Raw genomic sequence first — 16,578 nt, forward strand, 5'->3', positions numbered from 1 at the left:
TTATGAAGTATGAAAAAGCAAAAAGAATAGTTGATGGAAGGAGTGAGATTATAGATGTACACCAATATTCACCTGAGCAATTAGAAAAAATGAATGGAGAATTATATTGTCCAGGGGAGGGGTGTATGGCAAAACTTTGTCTTGTTCACGATTCTAAGTATGGCGGGCGTACTTTTTTTCTTAAGGCCATTGATGATGAAAAGCATCTGCCTAATTGTAATTTTAAAAATGATAATTATAAGGTGAGTATGATACATATGCCTATAAATGGTTATTTTACAGAACAACAAGTAAATGCCTATGTACGAAGAAGAGATAAGGATATAACGATGCCAATAAATAAGAATAGAAAAGAAGGAAAAAAGAAAAGTTTATCACCTCAAAAAAGCAAAAATAGTGTAAATGAACTACAAATAAGAAAAACAACATCTAAAGGGAAAATTATTTATGGTGAGGAAGGTATAGAGGGTACAAGGGGAAGATTGAGTCGAAGATTCACAGTTACTAAATCAGATATAGGTTCTATGGTTTCAATAGATGGTAATATTAAAAGTTTGATGGTTCATGAAAGTGGCGAAGTTAGGATATACTTGAAAGAAGAGCGGTTAGCCAATATAGAAGTTCTTATAGGAGGTGTATATAAAGCTAATAATCCTCAATTATTTGAACGACTATATATCTTGAAAAAATATATACAAGAAAATATTGTAAAACGAGATCTACGTTTTGTGGGAGCGGGTCTTGTCACAGAATATAGTAATCGGCTAGTATTAGAGTTACAGGCGAGTGGAAGTTTTAGGATAGATGGAAAAATTTTATCAAAAATGCTTTATGATGAGACATTAAAGCAAATGGCAATATAATTAAAAAATATTCATTCATCCTCAAATATAGTTTCATTCATCTCTGGAAAATCCAATAATTCAGATACAGTCATTCCCAAACCGAGAGCCAGCTTATGCAAGGTTTTCAGTTTGGGATTTTTTGTCTTTCCAGACATGATATTTTCCACCGTAGACTGCGTAATACCGGATAAGGTAGCCAGTTTATTTATGGTGATTTTTTTCTCTTTACATAGGCGTGTAAGTCTTAAAATAATAACATCTGAATATGTCATGGGGATTCTCCTAAATGGTCTAAAAAACTACTCAAAGTATAGAATCAAACAAAAATAAATGTTAATGGTATACCGTTGAGAGTTGTATATATTAATGTTCTGCGGTTATTATTCATCCTCAAAAGCAGTCTCATTCATTTCTGGGAAGTCAAGTAGTTCAGAAACGGTCATATCCAATCCCACAGCTAATTTATGAAGTGTTTTTAATTTAGGGTTCTTTGTCTTGCCTTTCATCAGATTGTCTACGGTAGACTGTGTGATACCAGACAGTGTGGCAAGTCGGTTTATTGTGATTTCCCTTTCTGAACATAACTCTGTTAATCGTTTAATAATAGCGTCTGAATATGTCATTTTAGTCCATCTCCTTAACTTTGTACGGTTAAGACGAGTATAGGAGCTTTCAAACTGAAAGGTTAATGGTACACGGTTGACAAGGGAAATAAACTGTGATAAATTAACGGTGTAACATTAATGAGAGGGGGATGTAATGGATTTCACAAAAGAAATATTCAAGCGTGCAACTATAAGAGGGGTAGCAGACTATTTATTATATGGTCTTAGTCCAGAGGAAGATAACAGAAGCTATGAAGAAAGACTGGATGACACTTATCTTGAATATGAAAAACTGGCATTACAGTGCGATAAAGATAAACAGTTTGAGTTACTTAATCTCGCAAATGCTATGGCAAGTGAGAGCGCAAGTGTTTATGCGGAAATAGGCATACAGGCAGGTATCCTGCTTATGAAAGACATGATTCAGAATATAACTGGTAAGCAAAGAGACCATAAAGCAAATCAAGAAATAGAACAGAGGGAGAAACAAATGAGCAGAATTACAGATTTATTGAAACTGGCAGCAGACAGCATGAAAAATCGCACATTAACGGAATTGCTGGAAAAGGACACCGAATATCTGAAAAGGCTGGAAGAAGAGAAAAAGGCATTGAAGGCAGTGGATGGGCTAGAATTGACAGAAGAGCAGAGAAACGTCGTGGATACACTTATTGCCAGAAAAGAAGAACGAGAATATGATTATCACATAAATTCTTATATGGCGGATATGTTAGATGCCTATGAGGTTTTAAAGGAGTTTAATTTAACGAACGAGTAGTATGTAGTGTAGGTTTGCAAATACCTTTGCAGTCTTTCACCTTATCCTCTTGATTACTCTTCACAGGAAAGGGAAAAGCCTTGTCAAGAACTAGCCGCGTGAGCGGTGCGGAGCATTCTTGACAAGGCTTTTTGCTTTCCTGTAGCTTTCGGGAGGAGGATAAGGGAAATTAGTCAAAATCGTCTGGATAGTCTAATTCAGAAGAAATCTTTCCTTCTTCATCCGTAGCCATCGTCTTGATGATTTCTTTTGCATAAGGATTCACATGCTTATGACCTTCAATCGTTTCACCAAAAATATCAAAGCAAAGGTAATCGTCATATCTGTCCAAAAGCTTTTGAAATTTCTGGTACTGAATGAGTTTTTTCAAGGGATAAAGGTCTGCGGCACTTCGTTTCTCTGAATGAACATAATCGGAGATATATTCCTGTAGTTTTTTTAATTCATATTCAAGCCATTTCTCTTCATCCAGTGGATTGTCATATTGACCGTGGGCAAGTTCTACGTTCAGCCGCTCTTCACAATCCAGAAAACCTAGAATATCGGATTCTATATGGGAGGTGCTTTTTAGTTCTCCGGCAAGAAGTTCATTTGGGGTAACACCTAATGCTTCTGTCAATTTTTCCAATGTTTCAAAAGTGGGATAGTTAATTCCACGTTCAATCTTGGACAGACTTTGCAGATTGATTCCAATCTGGTCGGAAAGTTCCTGCTGTGTTAATCCTTTTAACTTTCGGATTAGTTGAATGTTATGTCCTAACAGTCGATAATTCATAAAAACTCCTTTCAGCCTATTAGACTTAATAAATATAAAAAAACCATAAATAATATTGACAAATAAGTGCAGTGGCGTTAATATCAAATAGAAATGATTGATTAAGCGTAACGGCGTTAATTATCTGCTTACATAAGCATTATAACATGAGGGGATTTAATTCTAAAAGCATTATTTAATCCTTTTGGAGTGGGAAACTAAGGTTCCTGCCATTCTCCGCTGTGCCGAAGGCGGAAAGCGGAGAATGGGCAGGAAGGAACGCTGCAGGCGTTCCGGCAGGGCGTAGAAGTAACACCGCCCTGCATATACAGGATTGATAATTCAAAAACAGCCAGAAATCAACGTTTGCAGATGTTTGAAAGGTGTACTAACCAGCGCACCAGAAAGGAGAGGATAGGCAATCGCAAAACGTGACAATGTGAGTATCAAGATTGATTACATCAGCATTGTATTTGATTCTGCCAGGGCAGAAGAGGTCATTCGGAGGGTGCTGGAACTCCCGATAGATATTTTTACGAAGTATCCGGCAAAGGTCAAACACAAGTCATATCAGAGCTTATATCAGACAGGAAGCATTAAAGTGTTCGGGGATTCCAAACAGACAGAAGATAATCCAGATGGGACAGGATGTTATCTTGTATTAAGCGGTATGGGATGTGACGAAATTTTCCGTATATTAGATATGCACGGTTATTCCTTTGGGGATTTATTCCGGCATTGCGAAAGGTTATATGGCAGCAAATTCCGGTTTACAAGGCTGGATATAGCAATAGATGACAGGAACGAAACGCCATTTTTTACACCAGAGCAGATAAAGCGGAAATGTGAAAGGGAAGAGTTTATTGGAAACAGCAACAGTTATCGGTTTGTAGAGAGCAGTTATACGGAGAAGGATACCGCTAAAACAGTGTATATCGGGGCGGGGAAATCCAATCTGTCCTATCGCTTCTATGACAAGGATAAGGAAGTCAGTATGAAGTATCAGAAGCCATATGAAGAGATCGGGAGCTGGAAACGGACGGAGATACAGTTGCGTGAAGATAAGGCGCATACCTTTGCTATGCTTTTTAAAGATAATCCTTTGGAATTGGGAAAACTGGCATTTGACCTCTTGGCAGGAAATTTAAGATTCATTGTACCAGACAAGAAACAGAGTAACAGAAGCCGCTGGAAAACGTGCCAGTTTTGGAATCGTTTTCTGGGGGCAGTCGAACCTTTACAATTACATACGGAAACTCCCCGGAGTACCCTTCTGGAAACCCAGAGGTGGCTTAAAGAAGGCGGCGTATTGTCTGCGGTAAAGGGATTCTGTTTTCTGGAAGAACACGAAGCATTAGGTGGTCTGGAACGGATAGAGGATATGCTGAGATATGTAAAATACAGCCCGGCACTTGGAAATAAGATGATTGGGCATTTAAGCAGGATTAATAGAGAAGATTTAATACCATACATACAGGACGATATGAAGAAAGGGGGAGTTTCTTGAAACCAGAGACTCACAGAAAATATAAGACATACACCACCGAAAATGGTGTGGAAATAAATATACCGGCAGGGAATGAAGCCGATATGGAACAACAGCAGAGTTATCAGAGGTTTATCAATGTGCTGTCTAATATTGTAACAAAATATGTGGCAGAAGAGAAGTGCGATAAGAAATAGAATCTACAACGGTCAGTTTCCCATAAGGGCTGACCGTTTTTAAAACATGAAAGGAGTACAGGAAAATGTATCAGACAAGAACAGGAAAGACATGTGTTATCTATATCCGGGTAAGCAGTGAACGACAGGTGAAAGGATATAGTCTTGATGGACAGAAACGGTATCTGACCTAATGTGCAGAGCGGCAGGGAATGAAAGTGCTGGCAGTTTATGTGGAAGAGGGAAAAAGCGGAAAGAGCATAGAGGGAAGGACAGCATTTCAGACAATGCTTGACGAGATTAAACGGGGGGCTTTGCAGACAGATTATGTACTTGTGTATAAACTATCAAGGTTTGGGAGGAACGCAAGGGATGTTTTGAATTCGCTTGAGTTTATTATGCAGTATGGCGTACATCTGATGTGCGTGGAGGATGGACTGGATTCTTCTACATCAATGGGAAAGATGATGATAACCATACTTGGGGCAGTAGCAGAATTGGAGAGGGAAAATATCATAGCACAAAGCCTGTTAGGAAGAGAAGAAAAGGCAAAATCCGGGGGATGGAATGGAGGATTTGCACCTTATGGCTATGATTTGAAAGAGGGGAAGTTAATGCCAGAGGAAGGAGAAGCAGAGGTTGTGAAGATGATTTTCGACCTGTTTTTGAATAAAGGGATGGGATATTCTACAATAGCCCGGTTTCTGAATCAGAATGGATATACAAGAGAGCCAGCCCCTAATGCGGTCAATCCTAAATTCAATGACTGGAAAGCAGACCAGATAAAGCGGATTCTGGATAACCCACTGTATACCGGCAGGATCGCATGGGGCAGGAGAAGGACGGAGAAGGTACAAGGTTCAAACAACGAACAGCGTCTTGTAAAACAGGAAGAATTTGTAATGAGTGAGAAGAAAAGCCACGAAGCGTTAGTGTCGGAAGATGATTTTCAGAAAGTACAGGAAATTCGGAAAGTGATGAAAGAAAAATCATGGGGAAATCATAACATCAGCCAGAGCAGAGCGCATTTGCTGTCCGGGATTGCACGCTGTCCGCAATGTGGTTCTGCAATGAACGTGGACTGTAACCAGTGGACTAATAAAGACGGTACGTTCCGGGAAACATTCACCTATGTATGCAGTCATTATAAACGGGCTTTAGGAACAAAACAGTGCCGGAGAAATGGAATATCAGCGGAAAGGCTAGAACGGGAGGTGCTGGAATATACGAAGAAACTTCTGCGGAATCCTAAGTTTGCCCGTGACATTAAGGCGAAAATAGGCGTTGCTGTAGATGTGACGAAGATACAGGAAGAGATAAAGAACTATGAGAAGGAGTTGAAAAGGCTGGCTAGAAGCAGGATGAATCTCGAACAGGATATAGATAATCTGTCAGACGATATGTATGCGGAAAGAAAGCGGAATGAGTTCAACCGCAGGCTGGATAAAATATACAATCAGATTTATGAAACGGAGGATAGGATAGAAGGGTGCAAAAGGAGGATTGTTATAGCAGAGCAGGAGTCTTTGAATGTGGAAATGATTTATAAGATTCTGCTGTCCTTTGATGAAATCTATGATAAAATGGATGACAGGGAGAAACGGGAGCTGATTAAATGCATGATAAAGGAAATCAAGCTGTATATGCCGGAAGAACAGAAGGAACAGGGACATGCGGTGAAGAGTATTGTGTATTCCTTCCCGATTGAAGAAGATGTGATTCAGTCTTTACGGGTGAAAGAAACACACGTTGAAACTATCGCGTTACTTCAGAAGAGCAACCGAAAATCCAAACCTGATACTTATGTGAAATTAAGTTTGGATATGGAAGATTATTACAGGATTATGGATGCAGAGGGAAACGCCCCTGGATGCAATTGCAGAGAGGGCAAAGAAATATCAGCCGAAACCGAAAATCACATATAAAATGATACAAGAGTATGTGGAAAGAAACTATGGGGTTAAAGTACATACTGCGTACATTGCAGAGGTGAAACGATCTCTGGGATTAACAAAGTATGATGCATCTAATGCCGTAGAAGAATTGAAGCAACCAAGAAAGCATCCGCCAAAAGAAAAAGTGGAAGCTATAAAAGAGGCAATTAAATACTTTGAGGTGATTTGATGGAAGAAAGTATATTCAAATTGCAGAACAGATTAATCAACTGCATAAGAAAGCTTATGATACCTATCTGCCATTAGTTGATGATGTATGTAGGCGGGATGTATCAGAAAAGGAATTATCATATTTGCTTGACTATTTGTTGGATTTTGCCTGTGATGATAAAATATTGGGTTTATATAAAAAGGTGTGCAGAAGGTATTTGTATACTTATCCGAGTTGTATTAAGTTTTATATTGATGTATATCGGGAGATGTGGGAAGATGAAAATGATTGTTCGGAAGGATTTTTAGAAAGGAACAAGGATAAGGGCGTTTGAGAACGATATGATAGCAGGAGGAATAATGGGAAAAATAATCAAGGACACAATTCATGCAAATGGAATCGATATTGGAATTTATACACAGGATTTTGAAAACCCTCGAATTCGAGGGGTTTAGAAAGCAGGCGGGAGCAAACGCATTTACAATGTCACCTAAGAAGTGGATAGAATCTACAGGAGCAATTGGCATTGTTTCAAAGGCAGGACGGTATGGCGGAACATATGCTCATAGTGATATTGCGATGTCCTTTGCAACTTGGATTTCACCTGAATTCCAGCTATATATTATGAAAGATTACAGGAGATTAAAGACAGATGAAAATAGTCGTCTATCTCTGAATTGGAATTTAAACAGAGAAATTTCCAAATTAAATTACAGGATACATACAGATGCAATTAAAGAAAATCTGATTCCACCAGAATTAACATCGGTACAGGTGGCATATACCTATGCCAATGAAGCAGATATGCTGAATGTTGTTTTATTTGGAAAGACAGCGGAACAGTGGAAAGATGAAAACACAATGGAAAAAGGTAATATGCGGGATGCGGCAACGTTAAACCAGTTATTGGTACTGGCAAATTTGGAAAGCTATAATGCTGTTTTAATTAATCAGGGTAAGAATCAGAAAGAGCGGATGGAACTGCTTCGACAGTTAGCGGTACAGCAATTGCAGACGTTGGAAGCAGTAAGCTTGAATAATTTGCCGAAATTAGAAGTGGAGATAAATAAGAATTAAATAGGCATAATGTAATGGATTTTAGTATTAGAAATATTAGTTGAATACGATAATATAAAAAATTCGGTAAATGATAAAAAGGATAATAGATAAGGAGCATCAAATATATGTTGCACTCAAACGAAAGAATGGATGTAATAACTCAATATATGACATCATATGAAGAAAAAATTAAAATGGCAAATAAAAACGGATTATTTGATGCTGCTAAAATGTTTGAGTTATTTGCTGTTGAAGTATGTAATGTTTGGTTTGGACAGAAGTTTAGCAATCTGAACGTTGAGACAGCAATCTATCCATATGTAGATTTGATATCAGAAAATAGAGAACTTTTAGTAATAATAGTCTTGATAAGATAAAAGAATATAGTGGCGCTAATCAAATTGGGAGTGTTTCATTTACTGTTAAAGATAATTTGATTACTACAAATGATATTATAACCAGAGCACCTAGATTTGCAAAGATAAGGTACAGCACATCAGTATTGAAGCAAGATAAAATTGAATATTTCATAGACTATGGAACGCATAAAATCAGCGTTCCTTTTCTATTTCCAGCCGTTCCTAGTGGACGGTAACCGCCAAATAATACCGCGGTAAAATTTAAAATTACTCCACCCTTTTGCGAGTTGGAGTAATTCACTATAATTCACATGCGATCTTTGATAGATTGGAGTTTTTCACTCCAGGGTGCCAGATCCGCCAGCTGTTCATCGGTCATCTCTTTATCTGGCCGGTGCTCCAGCAGAAATTTAAGATATCCGTAACTATTCAGCCCATGTGCCTTTGCCATCTCAACCATTGTGTAGACCACTGCGCTGGCATTCGCTCCGTCAACGGAACTGCTGAACAGCCAGTTCTTACGACCAACTGCGAAGGGGCGGATCGCATTCTCGCTGAGATTGTTCGTAAAGCTGCAGCGCTCGTCTTCCAGATAGGTCTCTGCAGTATCACGCCGGTTGAGAACGTAATTCACCGCTTTATCCATCCGGGTATTCCGGACCGGCCTCTGCTGATTGAGCCACGACCAGAAAGCCTCCAGAACAGGTTTTTCCTTCTCGAGACGCAGCTGTTTCCTTTTTTCAAAATCACTGGGATATTTTTGGTTAATGGAGTCCTCAATGGCGAATAAACGGTTGCAGTACTGGACTCCCTGTACTGCCGGCTGGCTGTAGTCATACTGCTTTCCTTTGGGGACGGCGTCGATAAAGTATCGGCGGATATGCGCCCAGCAGGAACAGCGTCTGATTCCCGGGAGATTGTTGTAGCCCTGATAGCCGTCAGTTTCCAGATATCCATGGTAGCCTTCCAGAAACTCCTTTGCATGTCTGCCGCTTCTGGTCGGGGAATAGCCATACGGGATGATCGCCGGAAGCCCGTCCTCGCCGCTGCGGAACAGCCACATGAATGACTGGGTCTGGGCCCTGCGTCCTTCCTCATTCAGCACCTGGACTCTTGTTTCATCTGCCATCGCAAACTCTCGTTTCAGAAGCTCCCGATGAAAGTAATCATACATTGGCTGAAAATAGTTCTGCGAACAGTAGATAATCCAGTTGGCAAGAGTGGTGCGGCTGATCTGGGCACCATACTGTTTCCAGTCTTTCTCCTGCCGGTAAAGGGGAAGCCCATTGGCATACTTCTGATACATGGTCCATGCAACGGCAGAAGCCGAGGCAGGGCCTTTCCCAACCAGAGCCGCCGGGACCTGGGACTTTACGATCACGGGTTTTTCCGTATCACCGAGTCCTTCCTTGCAGGATGGGCATCCGTAACTCTGTCTGTAGTATTCGATCACTTTACAGGTGGCAGGAATGAATTCCCGTTCCCGGCGGACATACTCCTCGCCGACCAGGACCATCTGCGTACCACAGACCGGGCAGATCTGCTCTTCTTCCGGGAGAGGTATCACTACTTTTTCAACCTTCAGGCCTTTGAAGAGCTCTTCATGCGTTGCCTTCTTTTTGCGGGTATGCTCCCGGATTACCGTTTCTTCTTCCAGCAGGGATGGATCCTGTTCCACTTCCGCTTCATCGAAGAGATTCTGTTGTCCCGGAATATCATCGGATCTTCTTTCGCTGGAAGAGCCGTGTTTTTAGTTGTGATACTGTATCTTTCAGCTCTCTGAGCTGGATATCTTTCGCACTGGAAGCCATCGTTTCCCTCCTCGGATTTGATACCTTTATTATACCAGAAACGGGGCTTTTGCTAAAGAAGAATGGCTCCTGAAAAACGCCGAATTCACAGGGGATTTCAGGATTTTTCTGTGCAGGATTTTTGCTGAAATCCAGATGGTTTTTTACTCTGCCTTGAGGGCTTTTGGCTGGCCAATATCAATCCCCGACATCAGCCAGTCGAACTCCCTCCAGGATAGATCCCGTACCTCAGACTGCTTTCTGGGCCATTGATAGCCGCCGCGGACAGACAACCGCTTATAGATCAGAACGAAGCCGTCAGGTTCCCGGAACAAGGCTTTGATCCTGTCCCGTCTTCTTCCACAGAAAAGGAAGAGAGTACTGGACGATGGATCCATCTTAAGCTGGTCTTCGATAACGGCGCAGAGCCCGTCAATGGATTTCCGCATATCTGTGTAGCCGCAGACGATGTAGATCTTCTCGAGCCCGGAAATGTCACCTAACATGAGAGCTCCTGGAGCAGGCGGAATGCCCTGGCCAGCAGGACAGGGTCTGCATCATTGCTGATGCGGACCGTGATATCCTTCATAGCAACTTCAATCGTATGTGAATTGTCAAGGTACGATTTTTTGCATCTGTGATGCTGTATGTCGTTCCGAAATGTAATCCGGAACAATGTCAATAGGGACCACGTCCTGTTTCGGGCGGGGGACATCAAGATGTCCGTAATTCGGTGGTGGGGCCTGATCCGCTGCCGCTTTCCGGCACCGGCTGACCCAGTTATAAAAGGTGCTTACTGCAATGTCGTTCTCACGGCACCAGTCAGCATCTGACATGCCGCTCTGGCGGCATTCATTGATAAGCCGGATTTGTTCCCTCATCGGAACACGGGCTTTGCGAGTACTAGCCATAACCTATCCTCCGTAATTGTAGTGAAATAGTCTAAATATCTTTCGACTACAATTATACGGGAAATCTTTGGATTAGGAAATCCGCAGGAATATTTGGCGCTTACTATGGAACAGTCTATATGCTCTATTTTTATCACCTATTTTTACACATTCAATATGATATGCCCAATAATTCTGGTAAATAATAAGCTGAGAGCTCAATAATTCTTTAAATGCTAATGTCATTGTTCATAGAAAAATTTATCATTTTCTTAAGGGAAGTATTAGCAGCCCTGCTCATTTTTCAAGACAATTTGTTATTCTGCTTATAGAAGTTGTCGATATAAGGCGCGATATATGAAAGAAAACAATAGCTATTATAGCAAAATATCCCTCGCTAAAATATTATCAATGCTATAATCAAGGTGTTGTGCACAAAAAAACACTAAAGGAGTCAAGAAAAAAATGAAATTAAAAAAAATAATATCTATTGGTGTTGTAGCATCTATGATAGCTTCAATGGCTGTTGGATGTTCTGGCTCGACAAAAGAAACATCTGAAAATGAACAAACTAGGGAAACAACATCTATTAAAATTTCGGCTATTAATACAGTTAGCTGGGCACCAGTATTTATCGCTGAATCAGAAAAATTCTTTGAAGAAGAAGGTCTGGATGTCGAATTTACCACACCGGGCGGTCCGAAAGGCTTCCAGGCAATGCAGGCCGGAGACTGCGAATTCAGCATGCTTTCCCAGGAGCCACTGTTGATTGCACAGGAACAGGGAATGCAATCAAAGATTATTGCTACTATGCTCAAAAGCAGAATTTACGGATTGGTATCCAAAAAAGATATTACAAACATTTCACAGTTAAAAGGCGAAGCTATTTATGGAAGTGATGCAGGATCTGCTCCATATACATTTACCTGTAGCGTACTAGAGGAGGCTGGATTAGACCCAATGAACGATGTTTCTTTTATTCAGATTGCTGATCAGAATGCGGGTATGCAGGCACTTATAAATGGTGAGGTGGCTGCTGCATTTGTAAATATGTCCAATCTCCCGGTTATGGGTGATTTTGAATACAATATACTTGCCGATACCACACAATCAGATCAGTGTGAGAAATATCTGGGATCCTCGGATTTTCCAGCAGAGATGATCTGTACTACAACTGAGTATGCAAAAGAGAATCCAGAAGTGTGCCAGAAGGTAGTTAATGCTATAGTAAAAGCGCAGGCATGGATTTCTGAACATTCAGATGACGAGGTGGCTACGTCCCTGAAGCCATCTTTTGGAGATTTAGATGAAGAGATTATTTCAGAAGAAATTGGTTGGGTAAGGGATAAGTTCTCATCAGATGGTATGATTTCAGAAGATGGTGAAAAAGCGGTTGTAGATATGTGTGTGAAATCGGGACTGATCAAAGAAGCTATTGCATATGACGATGTAGTAGATATGTCATTTGTAAAGGCTGTTAAATAATTAAATGAGGATCAGCTATGAGCTACATTGAACTTAAAAATATCGAAAAATCATTTGAAAATAAAGAAGTACTAAAAGATGTAAGCCTATCTATAGAGAAAGGTGAATTTGTCACCTTTCTCGGTTCCTCAGGGTGTGGTAAAACGACTTTGTTACGTTGCCTTGTAGGACTTGAAAATGTAGACAGTGGATCTATATATTTGGATGGGCAAGATATTACTCATGTTTCGGCGCAGATGCGAGGCGTCAGCATGATATTTCAACAATATTGTTTATTCCCCACGATGAACTTGTTTGATAACGTATCGTTTGGGCTTAGAATGAAAAAAATTCCTCGAAAGGAAATTGAGGAACGTGTAAATGATGTGATGACTATAGTCGATATGCAGGATCATCTTGATAAATATCCATATCAATTATCTGGGGGAGAGCAGCAGAGAGCAGCATTGGCGAGAGGATTGATTATGAATCCTAAGGTATTATTACTTGATGAACCTTTTAGCGCAATTGATGCTAAATTAAGAAAAGAATTGCAATTATATCTTAAAAAAATTCATCGTAAATTGAATATGACGTCTGTATTTGTAACCCATGACCAGGAAGAGGCCATGAGAATGTCGGATACAATTCATCTTTTTCACGATGGCGTATTAGAACAAACAGGAAAGCCAAATGATATCTATCTTCATCCAAACTCTGTGTACGCAGCTGGTTTTATCGGAAGCTACAATTTAATACCTGAAGAATTATTAAGCAAAACAAACAAGAAAACCTGTCGACGGTATGCAATCAGGCCAGAAGTGATTGAGATGTCTAAAAAAGTATATGTGCAAAGTGATGAATATGAATATTTAGAAGGGATTATCACAAATCAGATAGCACAAGGCTCTGTTGCCAGAACCGTAATAACAATAAATAGTAATATTGAAATTAGCGCAGACAGTATAAGTCAAGAGAATTTTTCTTATCAAATTGGTGAGTACGTGTATCTTAGAGTGCCCAAAAAAGATATAGTAAAACTTTCGAGGTAATTGAATATGGAAGAATACAAATTATTAATGGATAATTTGCATATTTTATTAAATTTGAAGCGCAAAATTGTAGGCGTAAAATTAGTTTACTCTAAGAAAGAATTTGAAGAATATGCTGGAGTAGAACTAAAAAAACCAATGGCATATTGTGTGGCAGTAAAAGCAGCAACTGAGGGACATGCTATAAAGCTATCCAGAAAAACTGGTGGATGTATGGGAAGTAATCGTGCCTTGGGATTAACTGCCTGCAGCAAGGATTTTAAGACTGGGAAATCAGGTTATCGGTTAGGATTATATAAAGACGAGTCAATTGCAGCTAGTGTGGCAAGTGTCGAGCCGATATGCGAAAATAAAACATATGGAGTGATTGTAAAGCCATTAGATATGTATGAAAAAGCTCCTGATGTAGTGTTGATATTTGCTAACACACGGGAAAGCATGAGGATTATGCAAGGATATACATATATGAAAGGTTTGGCAAAAAACCTAAGCATGTCAGGAAATCAAGCTGTTTGTGTGGAGGCGACAGTGACACCGCTAAAAACACAGGATATAAATGTATCCCTTTTGTGTTCTGGCACAAGATATAATGCAACTTGGTGTGAGGATGAATTTTTGACAGGTATTCCGTTTGACATGATCCCGGAAATCATTAGGGGATTAAAAGGAACCGTAAATGCAGTTGAAGAAGATTCTAGAAAACATGAAATTGAAGCAAGGCTTTCAAGAATAAGAAGTTTAGATTTTGAGATAAATTATGGGAAGACATATTATAAAACATGAAAAAAAGAAGAAAAATAATAATGGGTTAGCATTAGGAATAAGATGTTTTTTGATAATGATATTACTTATTATTTGGCAGCTGATTGCCGGAAATAATGTTAAAATAGCATTTTATACAAGTTATCCATCAGAAATTTTTCTGGACTTATTAGAGTTCGCAAAAACAGGAAGTATATGGAAACACATATTTACAACGGTAAAAGAAGCATATCTCGGATTGCTTTACGGTACGGTAATTGGCGTAGGATTGGGAGTTCTGTTTAGCCAGTTCCGTATATTCGGAAAAATATTCGTTCCTATCATATCTGTATTTCAGAGCATTCCGCAGTTGACGCTGGCACCACTATATATACTATGGTTTGGGCTTGGACTTACTTCAAAAGTAGTTCTAGCTGGTTTGATGGTATTCTTTAATGTATTTTTTTCAACCTATAATGCGATAAAAAACATTGATCAAAAGTTAATAGAGTCGGCGACTCTTTTGGGAGCAAATAAAACACAGATTTTATGGCACATTGTAATTCCATCGAGTATGCCTTGGATTATGTCCGGGGTAAAAATTGGATCTAACGTATGCGTGGTTGGAGCAATCATTGGAGAATATATTGGGGCATCCAGTGGTCTAGGCTGGATGGTTACATACGCTTCTTCGTTCTTCCAGATAAAGAGGGTCATGGCATGTATTTTTATATTAATGGTAATAGGTTTGATCGTGTCCTGGATATTAGAACAAATTGAAAATTATCTCCTTCGATGGAGAAATGAAACAAACTTAAACGTGAAGAAATAGCGAAAAATACCCTGTCCGAGTGTGCGAGTGAGAGTGAGAGAGGCTCGGTTTTCACGGGAGTATAAATGTACTGGCCTTGTTTGCCGATGCCGCTACAGTCCCGTCATCGCCAAGTATAATCGCTTTGATATTGGTAGCTCCACAATCCATCCCTAATACATAGTTATCTGCATTACTCAGGCCAGTTCTTATATCAATTATAAGCTGACAGGAAGAATGACATCGGATATTGACCAGGCAACCCGGACACAGTGCTTAGATATCCGGACGATGAGCTGGCCCAAAGAAATCGGAGATGTCATTGGAGTAAATTTGGATGAAATGCTGCCGGAATTAAAACTGGTAGATGAAATCATCGGCTTTGTCACAGAAGAAGCAGTGAAAGAGACCGGCCTGCGGGAAGGGATACCGGTCATCATACACATATCTGAATGAATTGGCATTGGAATCAAAGGCCGGGGCCAATGGCTTATTTTTCTTCCCGTATCTGCTGGGAGAACGGGCACCCTTGTGGAATGATTATGCCAGAGGCATGTTCATTGGTTTGGGGATGGACACGACCCGGGCAGTATTGGAAGGAACAGCTTTTGCACTCCGTCATGTTGTGGAAACTGTGAAAGAAGCGGGAGCTTCTGCAGAATGTCTGCGCATATGCGGCGGAGGGGCTAAGAGCAGGACCTGGTGCCAGATCAAGGCATCTATGCTGCATATGCCTGTTCATGTACTGGATGACAGATCAGGAGATGTTCCCGTCGGGGATGCGCTGCTCGTGGGGCGCAAAGTGGGGGTGTTCCCGGATATGACAGAAGCGGCTGAAAAGATTATAAAAGTAAAAGAGATTATCGAACCGGTAAAAGAGTGGGAAGAAGCATATGACCAGCTATATCCTTACTATGTAGAGATGTACCGGCATCTGGACCAGGATTTGAAACAATTAAAAAAGACAGTCAGCCAATTATAGGTTCACTGTCCTTTCATATGACCCTGATTTTATTCCGCGTCATCCAGTGACATAAGGGAATCGAAATCAGGGTTTGTCGTTCTCTTGTAGGATAAATAACTTGCACCGACACGCATGGTGTTCAAAAGATTGATGATCTCCTTGATGGACAGAAATTCATCATCTGCATCAGCGGTCAGCCAGGTACTGGCAGAAAGGAAATGAAGTTCAAGGAAAATCTTTACGAAATGCTCTCTAAGTGCATCATGAGGCATGCCATCTTCATCCATCATATGGTTGATATGGTCTGTAAGAGTCACTTTGATTCTTTTCACGAAATAGGTATCTCCATTTTTGCGGTCCAGCATCCTTGCCATCGGCTTGCGGAACTTCTTGCAGAAACGAAACCATTGCCGCAGCGTCTCAGGAGGCGTATAGTCGAACTTCTCCTCAAATAATTCAGGCGGCGTATGGCTGCGGATATGGCTTTTTATAAACACAGCACGGCGCTCAAGGTCCTCTAACATCGGTCTTTCGATTTCTTCCATCAGATTATAGATATCATCAAAGTACTGATAGAATGTTCCACGGGTGATTTCTGCCTTGCTGCAGATTTCTTTGACAGATATCTTATCCCACTTTTTTTCTGGAATCATATCGAGGTAACAATCTATAATTTTCTCACGGGTTTTTGAAGCCTT

Annotated in this window: 20 protein-coding genes and 2 pseudogenes; 15 read left to right on the plus strand and 7 right to left on the minus strand. The window is 40.3% G+C overall.

All coding sequences use genetic code 11. The features are described from left to right. The first annotated feature begins 2 nt into the window (after nucleotides 1-2). Entirely contained in the window at nucleotides 3-863 is an 861-nt protein-coding gene (locus E1963_RS00520) for a hypothetical protein (RefSeq protein WP_132273899.1), read from the plus strand. A gap of 11 nt (nucleotides 864-874) precedes the next feature. On the opposite strand, the gene E1963_RS00525 is transcribed toward E1963_RS00520, so the two are convergent. Together E1963_RS00525 and E1963_RS00530 are read right to left on the minus strand one after the other, a co-directional pair. Then, entirely contained in the window at nucleotides 875-1,117 is a 243-nt protein-coding gene (locus tag E1963_RS00525; RefSeq protein ID WP_132273901.1) for a helix-turn-helix domain-containing protein, read from the minus strand. A gap of 108 nt (nucleotides 1,118-1,225) precedes the next feature. Next, nucleotides 1,226-1,468, minus strand: a complete 243-nt coding sequence (locus tag E1963_RS00530; protein WP_132273904.1) for a helix-turn-helix domain-containing protein — start codon at nucleotides 1,466-1,468, stop codon at nucleotides 1,226-1,228. Between the two features lie 136 nt (nucleotides 1,469-1,604). On the opposite strand from E1963_RS00530, the gene E1963_RS00535 reads away from it, so the two are divergent. Continuing rightward, entirely contained in the window at nucleotides 1,605-2,228 is a 624-nt protein-coding gene (locus E1963_RS00535; RefSeq protein WP_132273907.1) for a hypothetical protein, read from the plus strand. Between the two features lie 169 nt (nucleotides 2,229-2,397). Here E1963_RS00535 and E1963_RS00540 read toward each other — a convergent pair whose 3' ends face one another. Beyond that, nucleotides 2,398-3,003 (minus strand): helix-turn-helix domain-containing protein, encoded by a 606-nt coding sequence (locus E1963_RS00540; RefSeq protein WP_132273910.1) that lies wholly within the window; start codon nucleotides 3,001-3,003, stop codon nucleotides 2,398-2,400. A 430-nt stretch (nucleotides 3,004-3,433) separates the two neighbouring features. Between E1963_RS00540 and E1963_RS00545 the strand changes: the two genes are divergently transcribed. From E1963_RS00545 to E1963_RS00580, 7 genes and pseudogenes are all read left to right on the plus strand, one after another. Next, nucleotides 3,434-4,489, plus strand: coding sequence for a replication initiation factor domain-containing protein (locus E1963_RS00545; RefSeq protein WP_279230680.1), 1,056 nt, complete (start codon nucleotides 3,434-3,436; stop codon nucleotides 4,487-4,489). Next, nucleotides 4,486-4,665, plus strand: a complete 180-nt coding sequence (locus E1963_RS00550) for a hypothetical protein (RefSeq protein ID WP_132273915.1) — start codon at nucleotides 4,486-4,488, stop codon at nucleotides 4,663-4,665. Before E1963_RS00545 ends, E1963_RS00550 begins: the two co-directional genes overlap by 4 nt. A 188-nt stretch (nucleotides 4,666-4,853) precedes the next feature. Beyond that, a pseudogene (locus E1963_RS21645) lies at nucleotides 4,854-5,606 on the plus strand (recombinase family protein); the annotation flags it as partial. Between the two features lie 15 nt (nucleotides 5,607-5,621). After that, the gene (locus tag E1963_RS21650) at nucleotides 5,622-6,569 is read left to right on the plus strand and encodes a recombinase zinc ribbon domain-containing protein (RefSeq protein ID WP_330570646.1); all 948 of its coding nucleotides are present in this window, start codon (nucleotides 5,622-5,624) and stop codon (nucleotides 6,567-6,569) included. Nucleotide 6,570: 1 nt separating this feature from the next. Then, complete coding sequence (locus E1963_RS00565; protein WP_243117502.1) at nucleotides 6,571-6,768, plus strand: hypothetical protein; 198 nt, start codon at nucleotides 6,571-6,573, stop codon at nucleotides 6,766-6,768. Between the two features lie 408 nt (nucleotides 6,769-7,176). Next, on the plus strand, nucleotides 7,177-7,827 hold the full coding sequence (locus tag E1963_RS00575; protein ID WP_330570647.1) for a KilA-N domain-containing protein: 651 nt from the start codon (nucleotides 7,177-7,179) through the stop codon (nucleotides 7,825-7,827). 128 nt (nucleotides 7,828-7,955) lie between these two features. After that, complete coding sequence (locus E1963_RS00580; RefSeq protein ID WP_207669398.1) at nucleotides 7,956-8,186, plus strand: SMEK domain-containing protein; 231 nt, start codon at nucleotides 7,956-7,958, stop codon at nucleotides 8,184-8,186. Nucleotides 8,187-8,475: 289 nt separating this feature from the next. Here E1963_RS00580 and tnpC read toward each other — a convergent pair. The 3 genes and pseudogenes from tnpC to tnpA all read right to left on the minus strand — a co-directional run. Continuing rightward, nucleotides 8,476-9,912: pseudogene (gene tnpC / locus E1963_RS00585) on the minus strand (IS66 family transposase); the annotation flags it as partial. A gap of 210 nt (nucleotides 9,913-10,122) precedes the next feature. After that, on the minus strand, nucleotides 10,123-10,464 hold the full coding sequence (tnpB, locus tag E1963_RS00590) for an IS66 family insertion sequence element accessory protein TnpB (protein WP_132273927.1): 342 nt from the start codon (nucleotides 10,462-10,464) through the stop codon (nucleotides 10,123-10,125). A 108-nt stretch (nucleotides 10,465-10,572) separates the two neighbouring features. Continuing rightward, a complete protein-coding gene (tnpA, locus tag E1963_RS00595) occupies nucleotides 10,573-10,869 on the minus strand; it encodes an IS66 family insertion sequence element accessory protein TnpA (protein WP_132273930.1) in 297 nt (98 codons plus the stop codon). A 444-nt stretch (nucleotides 10,870-11,313) separates the two neighbouring features. On the opposite strand from tnpA, the gene E1963_RS00600 reads away from it, so the two are divergent. The 6 genes from E1963_RS00600 to E1963_RS00620 all read left to right on the plus strand — a co-directional run bounded on the left by E1963_RS00600 (nucleotide 11,314) and on the right by E1963_RS00620 (nucleotide 15,898). Further along, entirely contained in the window at nucleotides 11,314-12,333 is a 1,020-nt protein-coding gene (locus E1963_RS00600; RefSeq protein ID WP_132273932.1) for an ABC transporter substrate-binding protein, read from the plus strand. Nucleotides 12,334-12,350: 17 nt separating this feature from the next. Then, nucleotides 12,351-13,364 carry an ABC transporter ATP-binding protein gene (locus E1963_RS00605; RefSeq protein WP_132273935.1) on the plus strand — a complete coding sequence of 338 codons (1,014 nt, stop codon included), beginning with the start codon at nucleotides 12,351-12,353 and terminating at the stop codon, nucleotides 13,362-13,364. Between the two features lie 6 nt (nucleotides 13,365-13,370). Beyond that, complete coding sequence (locus E1963_RS00610) at nucleotides 13,371-14,147, plus strand: DUF169 domain-containing protein (protein ID WP_132273938.1); 777 nt, start codon at nucleotides 13,371-13,373, stop codon at nucleotides 14,145-14,147. Continuing rightward, the gene (locus tag E1963_RS00615) at nucleotides 14,122-14,937 is read left to right on the plus strand and encodes an ABC transporter permease (RefSeq protein WP_243117504.1); all 816 of its coding nucleotides are present in this window, start codon (nucleotides 14,122-14,124) and stop codon (nucleotides 14,935-14,937) included. Before E1963_RS00610 ends, E1963_RS00615 begins: the two co-directional genes overlap by 26 nt. A 216-nt stretch (nucleotides 14,938-15,153) precedes the next feature. Beyond that, nucleotides 15,154-15,372, plus strand: a complete 219-nt coding sequence (locus E1963_RS20320; protein ID WP_243117505.1) for an FGGY family carbohydrate kinase — start codon at nucleotides 15,154-15,156, stop codon at nucleotides 15,370-15,372. Between the two features lies 1 nt (nucleotide 15,373). After that, entirely contained in the window at nucleotides 15,374-15,898 is a 525-nt protein-coding gene (locus E1963_RS00620) for a xylulokinase (protein WP_243117506.1), read from the plus strand. 29 nt (nucleotides 15,899-15,927) lie between these two features. On the opposite strand, the gene E1963_RS00625 is transcribed toward E1963_RS00620, so the two are convergent. Then, entirely contained in the window at nucleotides 15,928-16,533 is a 606-nt protein-coding gene (locus E1963_RS00625) for a TetR/AcrR family transcriptional regulator (protein ID WP_243117507.1), read from the minus strand. Nucleotides 16,534-16,578 lie beyond the last annotated feature (45 nt).

This window comes from Extibacter muris (genome assembly GCF_004345005.1).
GTDB lineage: Bacteria > Bacillota > Clostridia > Lachnospirales > Lachnospiraceae > Extibacter > Extibacter muris.